The organism is Streptomyces sp. NBC_01433, from assembly GCF_026340105.1.
GTDB lineage: Bacteria > Actinomycetota > Actinomycetes > Streptomycetales > Streptomycetaceae > Streptomyces.
In genome coordinates, this window is the sequence record NZ_JAPEPM010000002.1 from 729739 (window position 1) to 752571 (window position 22833).

General features: G+C 69.6%; 18 protein-coding genes and 2 pseudogenes. 10 read left to right on the forward strand and 10 right to left on the reverse strand.

Annotated elements, in window-relative coordinates; translation table 11 throughout:
- The first annotated feature begins 12 nt into the window (after positions 1-12).
- Positions 13-1374 carry an aldehyde dehydrogenase family protein gene (locus OG413_RS30800; protein ID WP_266811332.1) on the forward strand — a complete coding sequence of 454 codons (1362 nt, stop codon included), beginning with the start codon at positions 13-15 and terminating at the stop codon, positions 1372-1374.
- A gap of 121 nt (positions 1375-1495) precedes the next feature.
- Positions 1496-3160: a hypothetical protein gene (locus tag OG413_RS30805; protein WP_266811334.1), complete on the forward strand. Its 1665-nt coding sequence runs from the start codon at positions 1496-1498 to the stop codon at positions 3158-3160.
- A 28-nt stretch (positions 3161-3188) separates the two neighbouring features.
- Here OG413_RS30805 and OG413_RS30810 read toward each other — a convergent pair whose 3' ends face one another.
- Together OG413_RS30810 and OG413_RS30815 are read right to left on the reverse strand one after the other, a co-directional pair.
- Positions 3189-3518: an alpha/beta hydrolase fold domain-containing protein gene (locus OG413_RS30810; RefSeq protein ID WP_323137939.1), complete on the reverse strand. Its 330-nt coding sequence runs from the start codon at positions 3516-3518 to the stop codon at positions 3189-3191.
- A gap of 418 nt (positions 3519-3936) precedes the next feature.
- Positions 3937-5526, reverse strand: a complete 1590-nt coding sequence (locus tag OG413_RS30815) for an ABC transporter substrate-binding protein (protein ID WP_266811336.1) — start codon at positions 5524-5526, stop codon at positions 3937-3939.
- A gap of 817 nt (positions 5527-6343) precedes the next feature.
- Between OG413_RS30815 and OG413_RS30820 the strand changes: the two genes are divergently transcribed.
- Together OG413_RS30820 and OG413_RS30825 are read left to right on the forward strand one after the other, a co-directional pair.
- A complete protein-coding gene (locus OG413_RS30820) occupies positions 6344-6961 on the forward strand; it encodes an SUKH-4 family immunity protein (RefSeq protein WP_266811337.1) in 618 nt (205 codons plus the stop codon).
- Between the two features lie 262 nt (positions 6962-7223).
- Positions 7224-8348: a hypothetical protein gene (locus OG413_RS30825; RefSeq protein WP_266811339.1), complete on the forward strand. Its 1125-nt coding sequence runs from the start codon at positions 7224-7226 to the stop codon at positions 8346-8348.
- A 76-nt stretch (positions 8349-8424) separates the two neighbouring features.
- Here OG413_RS30825 and OG413_RS30830 read toward each other — a convergent pair whose 3' ends face one another.
- From OG413_RS30830 to OG413_RS30850, 5 genes and pseudogenes are all read right to left on the reverse strand, one after another.
- Positions 8425-9252, reverse strand: coding sequence for a PhzF family phenazine biosynthesis protein (locus OG413_RS30830; protein ID WP_266811341.1), 828 nt, complete (start codon positions 9250-9252; stop codon positions 8425-8427).
- 144 nt (positions 9253-9396) lie between these two features.
- Positions 9397-11475 (reverse strand): iron ABC transporter permease, encoded by a 2079-nt coding sequence (locus tag OG413_RS30835; RefSeq protein WP_266811343.1) that lies wholly within the window; start codon positions 11473-11475, stop codon positions 9397-9399.
- A gap of 22 nt (positions 11476-11497) precedes the next feature.
- Positions 11498-12379, reverse strand: a pseudogene (locus OG413_RS30840) (iron-siderophore ABC transporter substrate-binding protein); the annotation flags it as partial.
- A 1-nt stretch (position 12380) separates the two neighbouring features.
- Positions 12381-13151: pseudogene (locus OG413_RS30845) on the reverse strand (ABC transporter ATP-binding protein); the annotation flags it as partial.
- Between the two features lie 116 nt (positions 13152-13267).
- Entirely contained in the window at positions 13268-14533 is a 1266-nt protein-coding gene (locus OG413_RS30850; RefSeq protein WP_266811345.1) for a cytochrome P450, read from the reverse strand.
- A 131-nt stretch (positions 14534-14664) separates the two neighbouring features.
- Between OG413_RS30850 and OG413_RS30855 the strand changes: the two genes are divergently transcribed.
- The 3 genes from OG413_RS30855 (at position 14665) to OG413_RS30865 (ending at position 17180) form a co-directional block, all read left to right on the forward strand.
- Positions 14665-15264, forward strand: a complete 600-nt coding sequence (locus OG413_RS30855) for a hypothetical protein (protein ID WP_323137941.1) — start codon at positions 14665-14667, stop codon at positions 15262-15264.
- 180 nt (positions 15265-15444) lie between these two features.
- Positions 15445-16179 (forward strand): hypothetical protein, encoded by a 735-nt coding sequence (locus OG413_RS30860; protein WP_266811349.1) that lies wholly within the window; start codon positions 15445-15447, stop codon positions 16177-16179.
- A gap of 206 nt (positions 16180-16385) precedes the next feature.
- Entirely contained in the window at positions 16386-17180 is a 795-nt protein-coding gene (locus OG413_RS30865) for a methyltransferase (protein ID WP_266811351.1), read from the forward strand.
- Positions 17181-17370: 190 nt separating this feature from the next.
- Here the strand turns inward: OG413_RS30865 and OG413_RS30870 are convergent, their stop codons facing one another.
- The 3 genes from OG413_RS30870 to OG413_RS30880 form a co-directional block, all read right to left on the reverse strand.
- Positions 17371-17562, reverse strand: coding sequence for a ferredoxin (locus OG413_RS30870; protein ID WP_266811353.1), 192 nt, complete (start codon positions 17560-17562; stop codon positions 17371-17373).
- A 28-nt stretch (positions 17563-17590) separates the two neighbouring features.
- The gene (locus OG413_RS30875) at positions 17591-18808 is read right to left on the reverse strand and encodes a cytochrome P450 (RefSeq protein ID WP_266811355.1); all 1218 of its coding nucleotides are present in this window, start codon (positions 18806-18808) and stop codon (positions 17591-17593) included.
- 459 nt (positions 18809-19267) lie between these two features.
- Complete coding sequence (locus tag OG413_RS30880) at positions 19268-20404, reverse strand: sorbosone dehydrogenase family protein (protein WP_266811357.1); 1137 nt, start codon at positions 20402-20404, stop codon at positions 19268-19270.
- Between the two features lie 320 nt (positions 20405-20724).
- On the opposite strand from OG413_RS30880, the gene OG413_RS30885 reads away from it, so the two are divergent.
- The 3 genes from OG413_RS30885 (at position 20725) to OG413_RS30895 (ending at position 22794) form a co-directional block, all read left to right on the forward strand.
- Positions 20725-21027: a helix-turn-helix transcriptional regulator gene (locus OG413_RS30885; protein ID WP_266811359.1), complete on the forward strand. Its 303-nt coding sequence runs from the start codon at positions 20725-20727 to the stop codon at positions 21025-21027.
- On the forward strand, positions 21024-21416 hold the full coding sequence (locus OG413_RS30890; RefSeq protein WP_266811361.1) for a VOC family protein: 393 nt from the start codon (positions 21024-21026) through the stop codon (positions 21414-21416). Before OG413_RS30885 ends, OG413_RS30890 begins: the two co-directional genes overlap by 4 nt.
- A gap of 496 nt (positions 21417-21912) precedes the next feature.
- Positions 21913-22794: an SDR family oxidoreductase gene (locus tag OG413_RS30895; protein ID WP_266811363.1), complete on the forward strand. Its 882-nt coding sequence runs from the start codon at positions 21913-21915 to the stop codon at positions 22792-22794.
- Positions 22795-22833: the final 39 nt, after the last annotated feature.

Sequence of the window (22833 nt, forward strand, 5' to 3'; positions counted from 1 at the left end):
TGGGAAGCAGCGATGAACACGGAACTCATTGACCCTCGTACGGGACGTACTCGCGGCACGGCGGCCGTCTCCCGCGAGCCGGAGGTGACCGCGGCGGTGGCGGCGGCCCGTACGGCACTGGGCACATGGAGCGCCCTGACCCCCAGGGACCGGGCGCGACGGCTGGAGCGGCTGGCGACGCTGATCGAGGACGGTGCGGCACAGTACGCGGCCCGTGAGCGGGCCGGGACGGGCAAGCCGGACGCGGAGACGGCGGGCGAGATCGAGCAGGTGGCGGATCTGTTCCGCTTCTACGCGACGGCGGCGCGGACCCGGACGGCCCCGGCGGCGGGCCGGCTGGTGGCCGGGCACGAGAGCTGGGTGCGCTGGGAACCGATGGGTGTGGTCGGGGTGATCGTCCCCTGGAACTACCCGCTGATGATGGCGGCCTGGCGCTGCGCCCCGGCACTCGCCGCGGGCAACACGGTGGTGGTGAAGCCCGCGGAGACCACTCCGGACTCGCTGGAACTGCTGGCGGAGCACGCCGCGCGGACCCTGGGCGAGGGCGTGCTCCAGGCGCTGGCGGGAGACCGGCGAACGGGTCGGCTGCTGGTCGAGTCACCGGTGGACATGGTCGCGTTCACGGGCAGCGGCCGGGCGGGACTGGATGTGGCGGCGCGGGCGGGGACGCGCCGGATCAGCCTGGAGCTGGGGGGCAACGCCCCGGCGCTCGTGCTCCCGGACGCCCCGGCGGACACGTATGCCGCGCTCGCGGAAGCGGCCACGTACAACGCGGGCCAGAGCTGCGCGGCTCCGGCCCGGGTCATCACGCTCGCCGGGAACTACGAGTCGACGGTGGCCCGTCTGACGGAGGCGATGGGCGCCCGGCTGGCGGGCCGCGACTTCGGCCCGCTGAACAACCCGGACCAGGTGGCGCGGTACGACGCCCTCGTCGCCTCGTCGTCGGCGAAGCGGCGACGGGAGGCCGGCGTCGCCGCCCCGCCCGGCGAGGAGCGCGGCCATTGGCGGGCGGCCCTGCTCCTGGCGGATCTCCCGCACGACGACCCGGCGGTCACCGAGGAAGTCTTCGGCCCGCTCCTCACGGTCCAGTACGCGGACACCGTGGAGACGGCGTTGGACCTGGCCAACAGCGTCCCCCAGGCCCTGGCGGCCAGTGTCTGGACGACCGATCTCGGCACGGGGCTGGACCTCGCGGCCCGTCTCGACGCGGGCGAGGCATGGCTCAACTGCCATCTGGTGCAGACCGCTGAGCTCCCGCACGGCGGGCGGGGCGCGTCCGGCCACGGCACGGACCTGAGCGCGCTGGCGCTCCAGGAGTACCAACGGCCCAAGACGGTGACGGTACGGCTGTCGCCCGGCATACCCGGAAGCTGAGCCTTCGGCATACCCCGGAGCTGAGCCCCGGTTGGGCCCAGGGGCCCTTCTGGTGGGCCCGCCCGTCCCTCTACGGTCCTGGGGCAGACCGGGTGACGGCAGCGGAAGGCATGGGTGGGGCATGAATGGCGGGCGTAGGCAGAAACGTGGCACAAGCCGGGCCGGGGGCGACCGCGGGCAGAGCGCTCTGGAGTATCTGGGGCTGCTCACGGTCGTCGGCGCGGTGGTCGGCGGGGTGGTGGTGACGTCGGTCTCGGGGCAGTTGTCGGGCGGGCTGGCGGACGCGGTGTGCCGGATCGCGCCGTCGGGAGGTTTCGCCGGTCATTGCGGCCCGGAAGCGTCGGCCTCGGACGTGTCTGCGAACGCACAGGATGACAACGTTGCCACCCTGGAGGGAAGCCGCTCCGCAGGCCGGCTCCTGCCGGGTGAGAAACCCCTCAGCCAGCTGTTCGAGCCGGCCAAGTGCCTGCTGAGCGAGGACCAGACCAAGGACGCGGTCTCGGTGCAGATCCTGTTCCTCAAGCTGAACCACAGCGAGGAGCTCAAGGTTCAGCAGTGGTCCGACGGCACCGTCACCGTCGAGCGGATGAAAACGGACAGCGTCGGCGTCACCGCGAGCGTCTCCGCTGGCATCCCGGGTCTCAGGGACTGGGGCGGCAGCGCCTCGCTGAGCGGCAGCTTCGCCACGGGCAACGGGGTCGGCGGTCAGTGGGAGTTCGCCAACAACAGGAGCGGCGATTCCAACGCCGACCTCACGGCGAATCTGGACGACGCCAAGGACTTCGTGGAAGCGCTCAAGCAGTCGGAAACCTGCGCGGCCATGGCCGGCACTCCTGTCTCGCCGATCAGTCAGGTGGGGTGCAGCAACAACGCCCTGCGCCAGATGCAGAAGGACGATCCGACGAAGATGCCGGACCTGGACATCTCCAAGACCACCACCGAACTGGCGGGCGGCGTGAGCTTCGGCCAGTCCTTCACCAGGAGCACGAAGAAGGGCGGCGACGAGATCGGCAGCGTCTCCACCGACCTCGCCTCCGGATCGATGACCAACGACGTGGTGGTCATGCGCTCGACCACCGGCAAGGACGACACCGTCACCTTCGTCTACACCTTCTCCCTCACCGGAAAGACCGGAGTGGGCAGGACCGCCGAGGGGAACCGGATGCAGCAGGTCTCCGTCACCTACGACGCCGACGACTACGACGCCGAGGAGAAGAAGGGCACGCCCCACCGCCCGACGGACCTGGAGATCACCACCAGCACCGAGAAGGGCTCCAGCACCGGCGGTTCGGCGGGCGGCGGCGCCAACGCGGGCCCCGTGACCATCGAGGTCAGCGGCGGGAAGGGCAACACCACGTCCGAGATCCACACGGAGACCGCGGCGGTCGACCTCATCGACGGCCAGGACAGCGAGACCGTGGAGAACTGGCTGCGCGGACGCGGAAACCCGGCGGCGTCCGACGGGATGCCCACCCCGTCGGACGCCGCCGCACCGCCGAACGGGGACACCGGCCCCCTGATGCGGCTCCTGCACGACCAGGCGGGCATATCCACCGTCGACTACAAGGCCAACACCGACTGGTGGAACGCCTCGCTCGGTATCGGCTTCGGCATCTCGGCCGGCCAGGTGTCCCTCGGCTTCAAACTTTTCGGGATCGACATCTCCCACGAACACCGGACCCAGTCGGTCACCGGCGATCCCGTCTACGCGGGCGCCCCGACCAGGGACGGCAACCGCCCGTGGAAGCCGTGGACGAACTGCACGAAGACCACCCCCATCGCCTGACCGTGCGTACGGCCGGATGGGCGGGCTATCAGCGAGTGCTGGGCGTGGGCGGGCTGTTGAGGGCCCGGCGGAGGACGCTCATGCGGTAGTCGGTGATACGCGTGCTGAGTTCGGCATCGGGTGCGAGCAGCTCACCGGCGTGGATGCCGCCGGGGTAGACGTGCGGCTCGACCGGAACGCCTGCCCGCATGAGCCGGTGGGCGCAGGCGACGTTCTCGTCGCGGAAGAGGTCGAGTTCGCCGACGTCCAGGTGGGCCGGCGGCAACCCGCTCAGGTCGTCGGCGCGGGCGGGGGCCGCGTAGGGCCCGACCCGAGATCCCCGCCGACATCGAAGCCGGTGTTGCCGCGCGGACGGCACGAGCCCAGTACATCGGACAGGAAGGACGCACTTACCACGTACTGCTCGGGGAACAGGCGCTGCTCACCAACATCGGGGAGCGGACGTCATGCGGGGGCAGTTGCGAAGGCTGCATGACGCCGCTGCCCTCCCCGGACTCACCCTGGGGATCATCCCCGCACGTGCCGCGCTCAGGATCTACCCGGGCGACGGCTTCTCCCTCGTTCGACGTTCGACCAGCATGCGCGATGAAGGCACGCCGCGCACCCTGCCGCGTCGTGGACGTGGCAGGGGCCCGAGAGCGCCGCGCCCGGCCGTGGCGGTGGCCAGTCCGGCCGCCACGGCCGGGGGTCCGGCCCTCACCTCGCCCGGCTCATGGGGCGACGCCGCGAACACGCCTTCTGTACGCCGCCGATGCCCCCGTACCGGACGCCCGGCGCTACTCCGCGGTGCTCAGTTCCCAGAACCGGAAGACTGTCGAGGTGTCCAGGCAGTTCTGCAGTCCCCGGACGTTCTCGTGGGCGACCGCGTACTGCTTGCCCTGCCACAGCGGCAGGAGCGGCAGCTCCCGCGCCACGATGTCCTGCAACTTCATGAACTCCTGCCGGGTGTTGGCGCGGTCGGTCATGGAGGAGGTCTGCGGGATGATCTGCTTGATGATCTCGTTGTTCTCATAGTTGTTCGACAGGACGTTGCCCTGGCCGAAGAACGGCAGGGTGAAGTTGTCCGGGTCGGGGTAGTCCGGCACCCAACCCTTGACGTAGACGCCGTACTTGCCGTCGGCGATGCCCTGCTCGTACTCGTCGAACGGGACGGACTTCATCCTGGCGTCGAAGAGTCCGCTCTCGTTCAACTGATCGGCGATGGTCTGGAGTTCGTCATCGGTGGCGGGTCCGTAACGGCTCGGGGTGGACCAGAGGGTGAGTTTCACCTTGTCGGTGATGCCGGAGTCCCGCAGGACCTCCTTCGCCTTTTTCGGCTGCGGGCTGTCGCCGTAGGTGTCGAAGAAGGAGGTGCCATGGCCGGTGATGCCGACCGGGATGATCGAGTAGAGCGGCGTCGCCGTGGACTGGTAGACCTCGCTGACGAGCGAGTAGCGGTCGACGAGATAGGCCATGGCCTTGCGCACGGCGAGCTTGCCGACCACGGGGTCCGCGACGTTGAAGACCATGTGCTGGACTTCGGCGCTGCTCCCCTGGACCACGTCGATGCCGTCCGCCTCCGCGGTGGGCGAGGTGTCCAGCGCCGCTATCGCCTTGGCGGTGAGGCCGCGGTAGGCGATGTCGACGTCACCCTTCTCCAGGGATGATTTAAGGTCCTGCTGGTTGCCGTGGAAGAATTCGAGCGTCACACCGGAGTTCTTCACCTCGGCAGTTCCGTGGTAGCCGGAGTAGACGGAGAAGACAGCCTTCTCCTTGTCGAAGGAGTCCAGCTTGTAGGGGCCGGATCCAACCGTTTTGCCATCCTTGAGCAGACTGTCCTTGGGATAAATCCGGCGGTCTACGATAGAACCGGCACCCGAGGCTATCTTGCTGGGAAATGTCGCGTCGGGGACTTTGAGGCGGAAGACGACGGTCTTGTCATCCGGTGTACTGATCGACGAGATGGTCGAGAGCAGCGGCGCCGGGCCCGCCGGATCATTGATTTTGATGGCCCGGTCGAAGGAATACTTGACATCCGCCGATGTAAGGCTGTTGTCGTTGCTGAACTTCAACCCATCACGCAGGGTGCACGTATAGGTCTTGCTGCCGTCCGAGAACTTGCACTCCTCGGCGGCCTCCGGCACCGGGGAGGAAGCCCCTGGCGGGAAGCTCAGCAGGGACTGGAAGACGTTGTTGAACAGCAGCCATGACCCCGGGTCGTACCCCGCGGCCGGATCGGTCGCGAGGATGTCGTCGGACATCCCGACGACCATCTTCTCTTTGGACTTGAATGTCCAGATCTGATCCGTGGAGCCGCAACCCGTCAGCAACACCGCTGCCAGTCCCCCGGCGATCAGGGGGCTCGACCGCTTCGTACGAACCTTCACAGAACGTGCCTCATAATCTCGGCCGGCCGTGTGGGTGTCCCCGGACAACCGGATCAGGGTCAGGAAATACTGCAAATACCTTGGCCGTCCAGGACTGTCAACCCGGCCGGTCTCGGCGGTAGGACCGACAGCCTGTCCGGACACGCTGTTCACCTGAAATTCTGGCCATGGTGACTGACTGCCAGATTTCCGGCCGGTGAACAAAGACAGACCATGATCGGTCCCGTGGTGCAGCTTGACAATCTAGTAGGAGACCGCGCCGCGCGGTGGCACATCATCAGACAAAAAATTCCCATGGCCTGCCCGTAATGTTGGCCTGGTTTGCCAGATATCACATCATGGTGGTCGAGCCGGCCGATCCGGTCGTCGCCCCGGATCGGCCGTTCGGTGAACATGTGCGAGGAACGTACGCGGGCCGCCGAGGCGGTGGTCGGGCATCCCTCCCGGTATCTCTGCCGCATCTCTCCTGCCAACGACGGCCGGTCACCGGCTCCGGACCGCCGTCACGTTCCCAAGTCGCGCCGTCGAGGCCGAAAACCTTCGGATCATCCACGGAGCGCCCGTGAGGACGCACGCGCGCTTGCCCACGTGTGCCTCCTCTGCCGCGTAACACTCCCCCCCGGCTCCGGACTTTGGCCGATATCCGGGAGGGGAGGGATGCCCGGACCGTTGCCTCGACAGGAGTTGGCGGCGCACGCGCCAGGTGACGCACCGGCATCTCCGCACCGGCGCGCACGGCGGCGCGATGCCTGAGAGATGATGTCCGGCATCCCGGTCCGGGACGGCGGAAGACCAAGTACCCGGAGGGGCGCACCGCATGATCTTCGACGTCGATGAGGAATGCATGCGCCCGGACGTGGCGGGATCGCGGCGCGTCCGGGCCTCGCGCGAGGTTCTCGGCGACGTCGTACGGCGGCCGGAGGACCTGCGCGCGCTCTGCGACATCGGCTTCCCGCAGAGTCCGTTCCGGATGGCCCCGCCGATCGTGGCCCCGGAGTGCGCCTTCGAGCGGTCCTCCATGGTGCACCTCGGAGATGCCGTGGAGATCGCCGAGCGCGAGTTCGGTGAACTTCTCCTCTTCGGAGCCGTACAGGGCTGGTACCTCTTCCTGCACCTGGGCGACGGAACGGTGCACGCCTTCCCGGACGAGATCGCGCTCTTCCCCGGGGACTTCCGCCCGGTCCACTCGGACCTGTCGTCGCTCCGGCGGCTGCTGGAGCTGTTGTACCGCCAGGAGTTGAGCGCCGAGAGGACGTACGTCCCCGGGGCTACCGGCGCCCCGAGCCGCCGGATGGAACGCTTCACGGGCGAGGTCCGCGCCGAATTCTTCGACGCCGACCCGGTAGCGCTCTCCACGGACAGCCTCTGGCCCGCCTTCTTCCGCGATATCGAGGACGGCCTCTACGCCACCTACTGCACGGGCCGGCGAAAGTAGCGCGGCGCGTTCTCACTCGCTGCACGTAGCAGCCCTGCCGACGGTACGAGCGCGGAGTCGGCGGTCATCGCCGGCCGGCCGCCGGGTAGTTGCGGGCGGCCGGTCATCCGGCGGCCGGTCGCACGGACGGTCGGAGATTTGGCTTGAGTTGTGGCCCCGAGCGTGGTGACCCCGGCGCTCCACGCACGTTGTAGTTGGTGTGTCGAACATTCCGTCTGTCTCATCCCATGCTCCCCCCGCACCGACAGTGAAGAGCGACCCGTTGCCGTTCCTCCTGTCGGCCCGGCAGGGAGCAGCCGCCCGCACCCTTCTGGAGTACGTGGGCACGCTGCCGCTGACCGGAGCCGACGCGCAGTTACTGGCCATGGTCATCGCCATCCGCGCCGCCCGGGGCGGGGTCGGCAATCTGACCGGAGCGGACCTTCGCTCCCTGCGACTGGGCGACGCCGAAGCCGCCCTCGGTGCGGTGACCGCTCTGGGGTGGCAGCCACAGGGTGACCTGCTCCACGGCGATCCCGATACGCCCGTGGGCGTCGTCGTGCCCGATCTGGCCGGCGACACGGACCGCAGGCTCCCCTTCGGCAAGAACATGCGCTCACGGGTGTCGGGATGGACGACCCGCGCCCTCGCCGCCAAACCGGTGAAGAAGACCTCGCCCGCAACGCGCCTGGCCGCCCTGTACCTGGCCGCGCACAGCACGTCCGACCGCTGCGGCGCTCTTCCGGACGGACTTCCGGCACACTGCCACGCCGCCCTTCCGGAACTGTTGGCCAAGGGCTTCGTAGCCGAACTCGAAGGCGACAGCTACCTGTTGTCCCCAGTCGTGCGCCACCTCTCGGGTCAGTATCCGCGCCCCGGCGACGAGGAGAGGGAAGAGCGCGAGCAGCAGCGCAAGCCACAGCCCGACGAACACGGCCTGCTGCCGGCCGAGCGCCTGCGCTGGGAGGAGTGGAAAGCGCGGGCGAGCACCGCGTTGCGCCGGCATGTCGACAACGTCCAGCGCTGTCCGCTGTGTTCGCTCCCTGAATGGCGGGTCGCCGAAGCGTTCATCGGCAGGCCCGTTCCCGCCCAGCGCAAGGCGCACGCGCGTGCCGCCTACACCGCGTGGAAGGACAACAATCCGGATCGGGGCCCCCGCGCCGCCGAGTTCGCCGCCGCCTTCCGCGCCGACCATGGGCACGGCCCCTCCATCAGGCAACTGTGCGAAGGAATGGGCTGGGGGAAGCAACGCCGTGCCCTGCGGACGCACATCATCGACCGCCTCATCGCCAACGAGTGGCTGATCAACACCGAGCCGGTTCCCTGGACACTGCGTCCGGGGAAGGCTTTCCTGGACGGCGCGTCAAACCCCGTCGAAGCCGACGCGGCGCAACGACAGGCGACGTGAGAACGCCCGGCTCGTTCGACTCGACGACCTGCCGCAGCCGCTCGAACGGCTGTGACCGGCCCTCGGGGTCGGCCGGTCAGACGAGCAGCGTCGCGTCGAGGACGGTGACCGCGTGTCCGTTGAGATGGACGCGGTCACCGTGCACGGAGGTCCTGACCAGTCCGGTGCGCGCGGACACCTGTAGGCCGGTGAGCCCGTCGCGGCCGGTCCGCGCCGACCAGTAGGGGGCCAGCGCGGTGTGGGCGCTGCCCGTGACCGGGTCCTCCAGGATGCCCTCGGCGGGCGAGAAGAAGCGGGAGACGAAGTCGTACTCCAGGCCGGGCTCGGGCGCCGGGGCCGTGATGATGATGCCCCGCAGGTCCTCACGCCGGGTCACCCCGGCCACCGCGTCGAGGTCGGGCCTCACGGCCCGGACGGTGGCCTCGTCGGGCAGGACGGTCAGCAGGTCGCCGAGCGCACCGGTACGGAACGCGGCCTCCGGCGACACCCCCAGGGCCTCCGGCAAGCCCTCCGGCACCGGGACCTCGGTGCCGGGCGCGGCCGGGAAGTCCAGGGTGATACTGCCGTCCTCCTGCGCGTGCGCGGTGAGAATGCCGCTGCACCGGCTGCGGAAGCGCAGCGTCCCGGTGACGCCCCGCTCCCGCCGCAGGGTGTGCGCCGTGGCCAATGTGGCATGGCCGCAGAGATTGGTCTCGATGAGCGGGGCGAACCAGCGGATCTCCCAGTCGGCGTCCGCCTCTGTGGGGAGCGGCCGCGCGAACGCGGTCTCCGAATGATTCAGCTCGGCGGCAACCCGCTGCATCCAGGCATCCTCGGGCCACTCCCCCGCATCGAGCAGGCACACGCCCGCAGGGTTGCCCGCGAAGGGCCGGTCGGTAAAGGCGTCAACGACGTGGATTCGCATACTGCGACCATACCGACGCCAATCACAGTCCACCCAAGTCCAATTCGATGGAAGTGGACTGGATTTCAGTGCCGGATTCCCGATGGTCTCCACGCCCGTGCCCGCGACCGGGCGGGCAGTGGGTGACGGTCGGAGCGAGTACCCCTACCGCGTCTCCCCCCGGCTCCGTACCAGCAGCCACAGGAAATACGGCGTCCCGATGACCGCCGTGAGCAGTCCTGCCCCGAGCTGGGCCGGTGCGATCACCGTCCGGCCCACCACATCCGCCGTACCCACCAACACCGCGCCCAGCAGTACCGCCACCGGTACCACCCGCACATGGCGGCGGCCCACCAGGGCGCGCGCGGCGTGCGGCGCCACCAGTCCGACGAAGGCGATGGTCCCGGCGGCGGCGACGGCCGCGGCGCTCAGCAGAACGCCCAGCGCCAGGAACCCGAGGCGCGCGCGGGACAGCCCCAGTCCCAGCAGCCTGGGGGTGTCCCCGTCGAGCGAGACGAGGTCGAGCTCGGTACGCCGGGCGACGGTCACGGCGACCGCCGCCACCAGGACGACGGCGAGCGGCAGCAGGTCGGGCAGGGTCCGCCCGTACGTCGAACCGGACAGCCAGGTCAGCGCCTTGGTGGCGTTGAACGGGTCGGTGAGGACGATGAGCAGGCTGATCAGGGCGGAGCTCGCGGTGGCGACACCCATGCCGACCGGGACCAGGCGGTTCTGCTGGAAGCCGCCGCGCGCGGACAGCCCGAAGACGAGTGCGGAGGCGAGGGCGGCGCCCGCGAAGGCCGCGGCGGCGAGGCCCATCGGCCCGGCCGCGGGCACGGTCGTCACCAGGATCACCGCGCCCAGTGCGGCTCCGCCGGAGACGCCGATGATGCCCGGTTCGGCGAGCGGGTTCCGGGTCACCGCCTGGACCAGGGTGCCTGACAGCGCGAGGGCCGCACCCGCGAGAAGAGCGGCGAGCACCCGTGGTACCCGGGTGTCGAGGACGAAGGAGACGGCCCGGCCGGCCCTGCCCCGCATCCAGTTCATGACATCACCGAACAGCAGCTTGGTGTCGCCGAGCAGTACGGAGACGACGGCCAGCCCGATCAGTAGCGCCACCAGCGTCCCGGCCACGGTCAGGAATACGGCTCTGCCGCGGATGCGTAACCGCTCGGGTGGGGCGGCGGCCCCGGTGTCCCGGCCCCTGGTCGCCAGCACCACCAGGAAGACGGCGCCGACGAGACTCGTCACCACACCGGTCGACACGGCCACCGCCGTGTCCGACGACACCAGTGTCCGCAGCGCCACGTCCGAGCCGATCACCAGGGCCGCACCGGCCAGTGCGGACAGCGTCACGCTCGTACGTACCCGGGAGAATCCGCGATAGCGACGCGCCAACAGCCGTACGACGGCGGGGGCGCACAGTCCGACGAAGCCGATCGGACCGGCGAGGGTGACGGCGGCGGCGGACAGCAGCGCGGACAGCACGACAGTGGTCACGCGGGTGGCCCGCACCGGTACGCCCAGCCCGCGCGCGGCGTCGTCGCCGAGCGCCAGGGCGTCGACCCGGCGGGCGACCATCAGCAGCCCGGCCAGCCCGATGACGGCGAGCGGCGCCATCCACAGCACCCCGCCGAAACCGTTCTGCGCGATGCTGCCCTGGTTCCAGGCGTACAGCCCCTCCGTCTGCACGGGGAACAGCAGCAGCAGACCTTCGGTGACGGAGGTGAGACCGAGGGTCAGAGCGCTGCCCGCCAGAACCAGCCGCACGGTCCCGGCTCCCAGGCCGGACAGCCCCAGTACCACGGCCGCCGCCACCAGGCCGCCGACGAAGGCGATGCCGGAGGAGGCGAGCAGCGGCAGCGAGACGCCGGTCACGGCGACCAGCCCGAGCGAGGGGTAGGAACCGGCGTTGACCGCGAGGGTGTCGGGTGCGGCGAGCACATTGCGGCTGACGGCCTGGAGAGCGGCGCCCGCCACGCCGAGCACCGCTCCGACGAAGAGCCCTGCGGCCATGCGCGGCAGGCGTGAGGCGATGACCACGGAGGCGTCCGCCGGGTCTGCCTGCCCGGTGAGTGCCTTCCAGACCTCGGCGGCGCCGACGGCGGAGGTGCCCTGTGCGATGTCGACGAGCGCGAGGACGGCGACCAGCAGGACGAGCGTGGCCGTCACCGCGACCACGCCGCCCCTCCGGGAAGCCGCCGCCGTGGTGGGGGCGGAGGGGGCGGTGGTGGTGACGGCCATGATGTTTACGCGCGCTCCGTCATCACTTCTTCAGCGCGGCGACGACCGAGTCGACGTACGACTCCATCGACCCGGTGCCACCGAACATCCGCACACCGTCGGGCAGCCGGTGCACCTTGTCCGCCTTCACGAACGGAAGGGACTTCCACACCGCGTTGTCCGCGAGCGCCCCGGTGAACGGTGTGCTGCCCTTGTCACCGTCGCTGCCGATGTACGCGAACTCCACGTCACCGAGCTTGGTCAGCCCCTCGACGTCGGTGGCGGCGAGGCCGTAGGCCGGGTCGCCCTTCATCGTCCAGGGGTTCCTCAGCCCGAGCTTCTCGTTCACGGCGCCGATCAGAGAACCGCTGGTGTACGGCCGGATGGACACCTGGTTGCCGGTCACGTACCCGTCCGCGAAGGCGAACTTCGTCCCTTTGTGCCCGGCCTTCTCCAGCTCCCGCTCGCCCTCGGCAAGCTTCGCCTCGAAACCCTTCTTGAGCTTGTCGGCCTGCTCGGTGGTGCCCGTGGCCTTGGCGATCAGGTCCAGTTCGCCGGTCATCCGCCCGAGCGGATCGGCGGCGTCGGCGGCCTTCAGGTCCAGGACGGGGGCGATCTTCCGCAACTGTGCGAGGGCCGCGGCGGGCAGGTCGCTGGTGGCCACGATGAGATCGGGCGCGAGGGCGGCGACGGTGTCCATGCTCGGCTCACCGCGTGTGCCGATGTCCTTGGGCTCGTTCGTCAGCGGAACGGCCGTGTCCCAGGTCCTGTACCCCTTGACGTCAGCGACACCGACCGGCTCGACGCCCAGCGAGACCAGGTGTTCGACGACGTTCCACTCGGTCCCGACGACCTTCTTGGCGGGACCGTCCAGCTCCACCTTCGTACCGGACGCACCGGTGAGGGTGATGCGCTCGGCTGACTTGTTCGATCCGAATGCCGTACGTGTCCGTCAGCCGCTCCGGAGTGAGCACGTCCTCGGGCTCTCCGTCCGCGATCACCCGTCCCGCCCGGAGCAGCACGATCCGGTCGGCGACGGCCGCCGCTTGATCCAGGTCGTGCAGCACCACGCCGACGGCGATCCCGTGGTCGTCCGCCAAGTCCCTTATCAGGTCCAGCAATTCCACCTGGTACCGCAGGTCGAGGTAGGTCGTCGGCTCGTCCAGCAGCAGTACGCCGGTTTCCTGGGCGAGACACCCCGCGAGCCACACCCGTTGCAGCTGACCGCCGGAGAGGTGCTCGGCACCCCGCTCGGCCAGCTCGGCGACCCCGGTCATCCCGAGTGCCCGGTCCACGGCCGCACGCCCACCCGCATCGGCCCGGCCCCAGCGCCCCCGGTACGGATACCGCCCGAACTCCACGACGTCCCGCACGGTCAGCCCGCTGGGCGTGGGCCGGCCCTGGGTCAGCAGCGCCACGTGCCGCGAGAACTCGCGGGGTGTCAGGGCGAAACCGTCCGTACCCTCATCGAGGGTCAGCGCCGCACTCCGCGCCCGCTGCAACCGCGCGACGGTCCGCAGCAGCGTCGACTTCCCGCTGCCGTTCGGCCCGACCAGTACGGTCACCTGCCCGGGAGCGAGGTCGAGGAATGCCTCGTGCACGACGTCGACACCGTCGTACGCCACGGTGACGCCCGTGGCGGACAGGGTGTGACCGCGAGAGTGCGCGGCCTGGGGAAGTGCTTCACCAACTTTCACAAATTGAAGGTTAGCCTAACCTTACTTTGGCTGAAAATCGCTGGTGCGGTGCCCCTGCTCCTGCCTCGGTGCCGGGTGCGGGGGCTCCGTACCGGGTGTGTTCGCGTGGTCCGGGGCTACAGGCGCACCGGGAGGGCTTTCAGGTGCCAGTTGACGGGGTTGGTGCCGCGTCGCAGGTGCCGCGGATCGATGGCGAGCCGCAGGTCCGGGAAACGGTTGAGCAGGGCGGTCAGGGCGGCGGCCGTCTCCTCCTGGGCGAGGTGTGCGCCGAGGCAGCGGTGGGCACCGTGTCCGAATCCGAGGTGGGGTTGGCGGCCACGCCGGGCACGGGTGATGTCGAAGCGGCCGGGGTCGGCGAAGGCGGCCGGGTCGCGGTTGGCCGCGGACACGATCGGCAGGACGGCTTCACCGGCGCGCACCGGGGTATCGCCGAGGGTGACGTCGCAGGTGGCGTACCGGGGCAGTGCGCGCACGACGGGGCCGCAGTAGCGCATGAGTTCATCGACGGCGTGCGGCATGAGCGTGGGGTCTTCACGCAGCAGGGCGAGTTGGCCGGGGTGGGTGAGGAGCGCTTCGGTGCCGTTGGCGATGAGATTGACGGTGGTGATGTGCCCGGCGACGACGAGGTTGACGACGAGAGCCACCAGTTCGTCGGTGCTCAGCCGGTCGCGGTGGTGGGGGCTGAGCAGATCGGAGATGAGGTCGCTTCCGGGGTGGGTGGTGTGGTTCTCGATGAGGATGTGGGCATCGTCGACCATGCCGGCGAGCGCGTCGCCGAGTTCGTCACCGCAGGTACCGGCGGTCAGCGTGCTGCTGCGGGCGCGCCAGCGGTCGCGGTCGGCTTCAGGGACGGCGATGAGTTCGCAGATGACGGTGATGGGCAGCGGCCGGGCGAAGTGCTCGACGAGGTCGACGACGCCGTCCTCGGTGTGGTCCGGCAGGCGGTCCAGCAGCTGGGCGGCGATGGCGTCGATCCTGGGGCGCAAGGACGCCACACGTCCCCGGGAGAACGCGGCGGTGACCAGGCCGCGCAGCCGGCGGTGATCGGCGCCGTCCGCGTCGAAGATCCCGGCGCGCAGATACTTCTCCTGGCCCAGGCGCATGCCGCGGGCCTGCCAGGTCTGCTCGGTGCGGTGTGCCACCGGTGCGCCGGGAACGGTGGCGGCGTCAATGGTGAAGCGGGGATCGCTCATGACGGTACGGATGTCGTCGTGGCGGGTGGCCACCCACATCGGGTCGACCCCCCGCACGCACCCGCGCACCATCGGCCCGTTCTCGTCGGTCTGCGCGTATGCGGTGAACGGATCCCGTACCAGCGCCTGATCCGAGAGGTCCAACAGCGCGTCGTCGGCGTCGTCGGCATGCAGGTCCTGAACGGCCATACCAGAATTCTCCAAACATTTGGGGATTCGGCTACGCCATCATCGCCTCGGGGACGAACCTCGCGCACCCCTGATGGGCGCTAATCCACCCGGCCGGGTGCCATGACCGGGCCCCCGGGAGAATGCCGGGCATGGATGATGCCTTCACGCTCCTTCGGCGCGCGACCGATCTGCTTCCCGAGATCACGCATGCCGAAAGCTGGGTGACACGCGAAGACGTGCGCGAGTACCAGCGGCACCAGGAGTGGGAGCTGGTGCTGGATCTTCTGATGGAGATCGGGGACGACTGTCCCCTTCCCTCGCACTTCTGGTCGCTGCTCACGGAAGCTGCTGAGCAGATGATGCTGGAGGACAGCGCCCGCTGGTGCGATTGGCGCGCCGGGGAGGTGCGACACGGCACCTTCCGGGCCAGGTTGAGCCTGCTGAGGACGGAGGAGGGCGGGCGCCGGACCGCGTTCTCCGGGGATGGCCACCTCAGGCCGCTGTGGGGCATCGGCAATCGCGCACCCAACGGGGAGCGGGCTGTGAACGTCGCGCGGCTGTGGGTCGAACAGGTGCCGAGGATGGCGCCGGGCGAAAGTGCCACGGTCCGCTTGGCTCCCCTCAGCCCCGAGCAGTGGCGCCATCTTCGGCCCGGCGACGTGATCACGATGCATGAGGGCAGGCCGGCTGTCGGCACAGCCACGGTTATCGAGGTCAGGCCACCGGTCGATCCGGACCACGAGCGGTAGTTGGGGACGCGAGCGGGCGGCGCCCTCCGCTCCCGCACTCGTGCGGCCTTCTGGTCGGCAAGGCGTGCTCATGCTTAGCTGTGGCACGCGGGCTCCCGCGAATCACGCTCCTCATCTGGATATCCCATGGATCGCCCCGTCCCACCCCGCGACTCCATCACTCTGAGGAAGAGGTTCTTCATGCGCTTGACCTGCCGTCTCACGGGATTGGCCGCGGCCGTCGCCGCGCTCACCCTGACCCTCATCACTCCAGCCTCGGCCGCGCCCGTCGCCGCGCCCGTCGCCGCGCCCACCGCCGCGTCGGCCCCCGCCGAGCGGGCGGTCTCATCCGTCGGCCCGGTGCAGCTCTACATCGGTGGCCTGGGAAGCGGCCCGTACAACATCGCCGTGCAGTCGGCGGTCGGCACCGCGGCGGACAGTGCCGTGGCCAAGGGATTCGATCCCGCCCGGTGCAACCTGGTCAAGGGCCCCACCGTCGTCAATCAGCTCCCGAACGGGTACGTGCAGGTCGCGGTCGAGTACCTCTGCGCGGGGGATCCCTACACCCCCGGTCCGACGTTCATGCTCAACCGCTATCACAAGAGCTCCGACACACAGAGCAACAGCTGGTACCACCCCACCGGTTACCAGTTGCAGGGGCCGCTCGGTTCGCTGTACACCTACGCGGCCCCCGGCACCACGCCGTTGTACCTCTGCCAGGTCAGGGGTGACCACTTCACCAGCACGGACGTCAACTGTGAGGGCCAGCAGTACGTGACCCGCCTCGGCTGGCTCTACACCACCCAGCCGGCCGGCGTGGGCACCGTTCAGCTGCTCCGCTGCCTGCGGAACGAGAACCGCCAGATCTTCGACTCCATCCAGCCCAACTGCGAGGGCCAGATCCACGGAGGCGTACTGGGATACACCCTGTCCTGAGGGCCTGGCACGCCCGTATCGGCCCGCCCGTATCGGCCCGCCCCGACCGGACATGCCCCGCCCGCCGGGCGGGGCATGTCCGGACACCCCCGGCCTCGCACTTCGATCCGTCCCGTAGTCACCGGACTGGGCACCGACCCCGGCGCCACCCGCCGTCTGCTGCGGGCGCTGGCCGCTTCGGGCCTGGCCACCGAACCGCGCCCGGTGTGTTCGCCCTGACGCCCCATGGCGCACTGCTGCGCACCGACCGCCCCGACTCGGTCGCCGAGTTCGTCGGCATGTTCCTGGACCCGACGATGGTGAGCGCCTGGGGCCACCTCGACGACAGCGTCCGGACGGGACGCGTCGCGTTCGACGACCTGTTCGCCAGCGATTTCTTCGGCTTCCTCGCGAAGCACCCCGTGTTGTCACGGGCGTTCAACGCCTCGATGCGCCAGGGCACCCGGGCGACCGCGGCGATCCTGCCGAGCGTGCTCGACCTGGACGGAGCCACCTCGATCACCGACGTCGGCGGCGGCACACTGCTCGCCGCGATCCTGCCCGCCCGCCCGCATCTGCGTGGCGTGCTGTTCGACAGTCCCCAGGGGTCGGCTGAATCCGGTCCGGTGCTGGACGCCGTCGGCGTCGCCGGGCGCTGCGAGGTCGCCACCGGGGACTTCTTCGCCGCGGTGCCCGCCGGGTCGGACGTCTATCTGCTCAAGAGCATCGTGCACGACTGGGACGACGAGCGGGTGGTCACGATCCTCGGTCACATACGGGCGGTGATCCCGCCCGAGGGGCGGCTGTCGGTCGTCGAGCCGGTACTGCCGGAGACCGTCGACGGGTCGCTGCCGCCGATGATGTACCTCAGCGACCTCAACATGCTGGTCAACGTGGGAGGCCGGGAGCGGACCGAGGCGGAGTTCCGTTCGCTGTGCGGGCGCGCCGGGTTCTCCGTGGCCGGGGTGACACGTCTGCCGGCACCGGCCGCGATCTCGGTGATCGAGGCTGTCCCCGCCTGATCCGTGTTCATCGGGCCGACGGCCCTACTGCCTGACTGCCTGACTGCCTGACTGCCTGACTGCCTGACCGTGCCGTCGTCGGAGAGGTACGACGCCGAGCACCCGAGGCCCGAGGAGCACCCTGGCTCCGCGGGCCTCGCACAACGTGTCCGGGGCCTCGATGACCGGACCCCGGCATCCGGGCCCGGTGCTAGGCCACGGTGATCGCTTGCACCGGGCAGACCCGGGCGGCCTCGCCCGCCAGCGGGCCGACGGTGCCACCCTCCGTACCCGGCAGCAGTTCGCCGTAGCCGTCGTCGTCCTGGGTGAACAGGTCCGGGGCGGTCAGCGCGCACTGTCCCGCGCCGATGCACACATCCGTGTCGATACTGATCCGTGTCATGGTCGGCTCCTTTCCGAAAGAGTGCGGGTCACCAGGCCACGGGCAGTTCGAGCATGCCCTGGATGGTGTCGCCCGGCTTGAACGGGATCTCGTCGGCGGGCGCCGCGAGCCGAAGCCCCGGCAACCGTGCGAAGAGGCTGCGCAGGGCGATCTCGATCTCGGCCCGCGCGAGGTTCTGGCCGAGACACTGGTGGATACCGAAGCCGAAGGCGACGTGGTGGCGCGACCGGCGGCCGAGGTCGAGCTCGTCCGGTGCGGGGTAGGCGGCGGCGTCGCGGTTGACCGTTGACGTGGACAGGACGATGCCTTCGCCGGCCCGGATCGTCACCCCGCCGATCTCGATGTCCTCGGTGGCGACCCGTGAGACCGTGTCCGCGATCGACAGGAAGCGCAGCAGTTCCTCCACCGCGGTGGGCATCAGCTCCTTCTCGCTGCGCAACCGTGCGAGCTGGTCGGGGTGTTGAAGCAGGGTGAAGGTGCCCAGCGAGATCATGTTCGCGGTCGTCTCGTGGCCCGCGACGAGGAGAATCTGCGCGAGGCGGACCAGTTCGTCGCGGCTGACCGCCCCGGTGTCGAGCCGTTCGGCGATCAGCTCGTCGAGCAGTCCGTCCCCCCTGACGGCCCGTTTGTGGTCGATCAGTGTCCGGAAATACTCGTCGAGATCGTCACGGGCGGCCTGGACATCAGTGACCACCGGCCCGCGCAGCAACGTCCGCGTCCGTGACTCGAAGAAGTCGTGGTCGGAGTACGGGACGCCGAGCAGCGCACAGATCACCATCGAGGGAACCGGAAGGGCGAACGCGTTCACCAGATCGACGGGCGGCCCCTGCTCGATCATCCTGTCCAGCAGCCGGTCCACGGTCTCCTGGATCTGGGGACGAAGGGTCTCGGTGCGCCTGAGGGTGAAGCTCGGTACCAGCATCCGGCGTTGTGCGTGATGCTCCGGGTCGTCCACACCGAGCAGTTCGATGCGGCGCGTGGCCAACTTCGCCACCCGCTCGGTGGCCATGGGAAACGCGGGGTTCTGCCGGTCGGCGGACAGCCGCTGGTCGGCCAGGAGCGCGCGTGCCTCGGCGTGCCCGGTGACCAGCCAGACGGTCCGGCCGTCGTAGAGCGTGGCGGGCGACAGCGGCTGCTGCGTCACGCCGGGGGGCGGCCGATACCCCGTCGGCGGGTGATAGGGGCAGGTGCGGTCCTGCGGGAAAGCGATGGTGTCGGCCTGAGGGCCGGTGTCGGTGTCTGCCATGACGAGCCTCGCAAGAGCAGGAGGGAAGGAGTCCTACCGATCTCCCCCTACTAGATGCCTGAGTCACCTATTTGGTCTATGCACTGTTCGGCCAACTCGCGTCCGCCCGGAACGCGGCTCACGCGGAGGTGATGCCGGAGGCCGAGGCCAACGGCTTCGAGGTGTGGCCGTGCTCCGCGCACGGAAGCGCGGCCACAACCCGTTCAAGGCTGTGGCCGCGCTTCCACGAAGGGGCACCGGCCTGCCGCCGGTCCCGGGCCGGGCCCGGCGGGCCCGGCCCGAATATGGCTCGAACGCACGGCGCCGAACGCGCGGCACCGACTCCGTGCCGTCCGGCAAGGATGGCCGAACCGCGGGTCCCGCACTCGAAGGACGTCAAGTTCTCGGGCCGGGGCGGATCAGTTCCGTCCACAGGCACGGGTGGATCACCCAGCAGACGGATGGATCACCCAGCAGTCGTTACGCCGGGTCGATGCGCGAGACGGTGCCACCGATGTCGAGCACGTACAGCTCGCCGTTGCCGCCCTGCACGAACGAGACGACCTCGCCGCCGCTGACTCCGAGGTCGCTCACACCGGTCACCTCGCCGTTCTCCATCTGCAGAGCGCGGACGGTGCCGTCGCAGTAGTCGCTGAACACGTACTGACCCTTGAGGTCCGGGATCGCCTCGCCGCGATAGACGAATCCGCCGGTCACCGAGCAGCCCAGTCCGTTGCGGTCGTACTCGTGGATCGGCCGCACGTGGTTCGCGGGTTCCGTGCCGCCCCGGAAGGGATGGCTGCCCTCCATCTGGGACCAGCCGTAGTTCTCGCCGCCCTCGCTGTTCGCCGGGGCCCAGTCGATCTCCTCCCAGGCGCTCTGGCCGACGTCACCGATCAGCAGGTCGCCGGTGCCCGCGTCGAAGGAGAACCGCCACGGGTTGCGCAGCCCGTACGCCCAGATCTCGCCCTTCGCGTTCGGGTCGTCCACGAACGGGTTGTCCGGCGGGATCGCGTACGGCTCGCCGCCGCTCGGGTCGATCCGCACCATCTTGCCGAGCAGCGTGTCAAGGTTCTGCCCGTTGCCGTGCGGGTCGCCGCCCGAGCCGCCGTCGCCGAACGCGATATAGAGGTACCCGTCGGGGCCGAACTTGATGTCGCCGCCGTTGTGGTTCGAGTAGGGCTGCGTCTGGGTGAGGACGGTGCGCCGGGTGTCCGGCTGGATCTTGCCGTCCCGCACGGCGAACTCGTCCACGGTACTGGTGCCTTCGAGGTTCGTGAACGAGATGTAGAAGTGCGCGAACTCCTTGTCGAACGCGACGCCCAGCAGGCCGCGTTCGCCGTCGGTGGTGGTCTCGCCGGAGATGTCGAGGACCGGATCGCCGAGTCCTTGATCACCTAACACCCTTACGGTGCCGGCGCGTTCGGCAATCCAGACCGTGCCACCGGGACCTGCGGTGCCTGCGGATGGATTCTTGGCCGTGGTCACTTCCTTGAGCGCGACCTTCGGGGCCTGACGTGGGGCGGCGGGCTCGTCGGCGGACGCCGTGGTGAAGGCGAGGGAAGCGACGAGGCAGACGGCGCCGATGATCGCCGAGCTTCTGGTGCGAACGTTCACCGTGATCCTCCTGGAGGCGGCGAAGAGGGAGGTCACCCGGCTGCTTGGGCAGAGTTGAGTGGGTGTTGCCCGCGCCAGCACGCAACCTGGGTGGGGGGATGGTGTGCTACTGGCTCCGGATGAGGATACGGGGACAGGGGTGGTTGGTGTAGACCAAGGATCGATCCATCTGTCTCCGTTCCGCTTGCGTTCCGCTTCCATTCCTCTCCCGTCGCGACCTCCGCCGCCGTGCTCCCCGGTACCTACCCGGCGGTGGGCCGACTCGGGCAGCGACGCACCTCGACTTGATAGGCAAGCGAACGTTTGCCTATCATGGAGTCATGGCCGACGACCTTTTCAAAGCCTTGGCCGACCCCACCCGCCGCACCATCCTCGACGAGCTCACGGAGAAATCCGGACAGACACTGTTCGAGATCTGCTCGCGACTGAGCATGAAGCATCAGCTCGGCCTCTCGCGCCAGGCGATCTCCCAGCACCTCGCCGTGCTGGAGGCCGCCGGGCTCGTCGGGACCAGGCGGGAGGGCCGCTACAAATTCCATGACCTGAACACGGCCCCGCTGCGGCAGATCGCCGAGCGATGGCCCGTGCCAGACACATCCGGACCGGAGGAGAGCACCCCATGAAGATCCATCTGACCAGCGTCTTCGTCGACGACCAGGCCAAGGCCCTGCACTTCTACACCGAAATCCTCGGCTTCGTGAAGAAGCACGACGTCCCTCTGGGCGAGAAGGACCGGTGGCTGACCGTCGTCTCGTCCGACGACCCCGGCGGCACCGAACTCCTTCTGGAGCCCGCCGGCCACCCGGCCGTCAAGACCTACCGCGACGCGCTCGTCACGGACGGCATCCCGCTCGCCCAGTTCGCCGTCGACGACGTGAAGGCGGAGTACGAGCGCCTGCACGGCCTCGGCGTCCGCTTCACCCAGGAGCCCCTGGAGATGGGCCCCGTCACCACCGCCGTGTTCGACGACACCTGCGGCAACCTGATCCAGATCGCGACACAGCCGCAGTAGGCGTTCGGGGCTCGACCGTGTACGGGGGCGCGGCGGCGACCGGCCCTTCGTGTCCTGTCGCATGGAAACTGTCGGATTCTCACTCGGTCCTGTCGGCCCTGCCGGATTCTCACGGCGCCGCGGCCGACCGTCGGCGGGGCTTCTCGGCGAACCGCGGACAGCCCGGCACCGCTCGGTCCGAGGAACGGGGCCCGGCACCGCTCGGCCCAAGGAATGGGGCGACGTGATGCGGTAACCGTCATCACCCCCTAGCGTGATGACGGCCAAGGGCTGTCCCGTCATCCCTGGTGAACCGGCGCGCGGCGTCGGATGCGGTGCATCGCAAGGCGGAGGGGCTTCCGCGTCCTGGATGTATTCGGGCGTTCCGACAACGCCGCGAGAGTGGGGCCTCCCCTGCTTGAGCGCAGCCGAGAGCTTGAGGAAGTAGCTGTCGTCGCGCGCCCGCCAGGGATGACGGGACAGCCCTTGGCGGCAACAGGAAATCGGAGGTTCCCGCATGCGGGTTTTCGTCACCGGCGCGTCCGGCTGGGTCGGCTCGGCCGTCGTCCCGGAGCTGATCGGCGCGGGCCACCAGGTCCTCGGGCTCGCCAGGTCCGATACGTCGGCCGCCGCGGTCACCGCTCTGGGAGCTGAGGTGCTCCGCGGCGACCTGGACGACCAGGACGCGCTGCGCGCCGGGGCCGCCCGATGCGACGGGGTCATCCACCTCGCCTTTATCCACGACTTCACCGATTTCGAGGCGTCGGTGCAGGCTGACGCGCGCGCCATCGGGACGCTGGGCGCCGCCATGGAAGGCTCCGGCAAGCCCCTGGTCGTCACTTCCGGCACGCCGGCGGTGACGGGGAAGGTGGCGACGGAGCGCGATTCCTCGGCTCCCGGCTCACCCGGGGCGGGCAGAGACGCGAACGGCGCCATCGCTCTCGGCACGGCCGCGCGCGGCGTCCGCCCGTCCGTCGTACGTCTGCCCCGGTCGGTCCATGGCGCGGGCGATCGGCACGGCTTCGTCGCCAGTCTGATCGAGACCGCCCGCGACACGGGCGTGTCCGGCTACGTCGACGACGGCTCCAGCCGCTGGCCCGCGGTGCACGTGCGTGACGCCGCAACACTGTTCCGGCTGGCCCTGGAAGAAGCCCCGGCAGGATCGGTGCTGCACGCGGTCGCCGACGAGGGCGTTGCGACCCGCGACATCGCCGCCGCGATCGGCCGCCATCTGAACCTGCCGACGGCCGTGGCCCCGGCCGAGGGCTTCGGCTTCCTCGGGATGCTCCTCGCGATCGACCAGCCGGCGTCCAGCGCCATCACCCGCGACCTGCTCGGGTGGCGGCCGGTCCAGCCCGGACTCATCGAAGACCTCGACAAGGGCCACTACTTCGCCTGACCACCGCCTCGGCACCGAAGCGTTTGCGTCGAAGGACAC